The following is a 1390-nucleotide window of genomic DNA, read 5'->3' on the forward strand; positions in this document are numbered from 1 at the left end:
AGTGATGGATGAGTTCTCGGACCTGACGGCCTTCAGGGCGGTGGCGCGTGAGGGCGGATTTCGCGGCGCGGCGCGGGTGACGGGCAGCAGCGCCTCGCGGCTGGGGGACGCCGTCCGCCGGCTGGAGGCCCGGCTGGGGGTCCGGCTGCTCCACCGGACGACGCGGAGCGTGACGCTGACGGACGCGGGGGCGCGGCTGCTCGAGCGGCTGGAGCCCGCGCTGGGGGAGGTCCGCTCGGCGTTGGACGTGGTCAACGACTTCCGCGGCCGACCGGCGGGGCGGCTGCGGCTCAATGTCCCCATCGCGGCGGCGCGGCTGGTGTTGCCCCGCATCGTGCCGCCGTTCCTGGCGAAGTACCCCGACATCCGCATGGAGGTCATCGCGGAGGAGCGCCTGGTCGACGTGGTGGCCGAGGGCTATGACGCGGGCATCCGCTACGAGGAGCGGCTCGCGCAGGACATGGTGGCGGTGCCCATCGGTCCGCGTGTCCAGCGCTTCGCGGCCGCCGCCTCGCCCGCGTATCTCGCGCGGCGTGGGCGCCCCAGGCATCCGAAAGAGCTCCTGAACCATGACTGCCTGGGGGGCCGGTTCACGAAGGGGCCGCTGCACGCGTGGGAGTTCGAGCGCGACGGGGTGACGCTCAACGTCGAGCCGAAGGGCCCGCTCATCGTCGGCCTCGGGACGACGACGGACCTGGCGGTGGCCGCCGCCGTGGCGGGGACCGGCATCATCTACGACTTCGAGGACTGGCTTCGTCCCTACCTGGACCGGGGAGAGCTGGTCCCCGTGCTCGAGTCCTGGTGGCCGAGCTTCTCCGGGCCGGTGCTCTATTATCCCGGCCGCCACCACCTCCCCACACCGCTGCGGGCGTTCATCGACTTCATCCGGTCGATGAAGACCTGAGCGTTCGCGGCGGGGCCAGGGCCCTCCCCGGGTCGAGGGCCTTCTCCTGACGGCCGTGACGGCCCCGGGCGTGAAGCCTCAACCGAGGATGGGGAGTCCACTCTCCCGCAAATCGTGCGCGAATGGCGTGTTTGACATTGATGTGACGCAGGCGGACGCAAAACCTGCGTTGAGAGTGTCTTTGTTCGGGTGCCTTTGCAGTGTGCATATTCTCAAAATCGGATTGTCCGGGAGTGCTCTCCACCCCCTGTCCGCGGGGCAGAAAATCATCTGGTATTGCGCGAGTTCCGGGCGTAGAGAGAGATCGCCCGAGCGGCGGAGTTATGGGTTGTTGTATGCGTTGCCGGGTGTATCGGTAGCAGGTCAATCGCTGATTCACATGGATGCGTGGGTGCATGCCTGGGGTCGGGCATGTATGTCTTTTGCGACGTCCAGGGTGTCTCCGGTCGTGGACGGAAGACCGCCTGGATGCCAGTGAGGCAGGGA

At 68.4% G+C, this 1390-nt stretch carries 1 protein-coding gene; it reads left to right on the plus strand.

Translation table 11 applies throughout. The annotated features are described in order from the left end of the window. The first annotated feature begins 4 nt into the window (after nt 1-4). Nucleotides 5-904 (plus strand): LysR family transcriptional regulator, encoded by a 900-nt coding sequence (locus tag AC6JA9_RS11260; protein WP_223750318.1) that lies wholly within the window; start codon nt 5-7, stop codon nt 902-904. Nucleotides 905-1390 lie beyond the last annotated feature (486 nt).

It is taken from the genome of Myxococcus sp. MH1 (assembly GCF_059738865.1).

Excerpts from the sequence above, each read along its gene's own strand:
- AC6JA9_RS11260 (WP_223750318.1), top strand. The coding sequence starts at position 5 with ATGGATGAGTTCTCGGACCTGACGGCCTTCAGGGCGGTGGCGCGTGAG.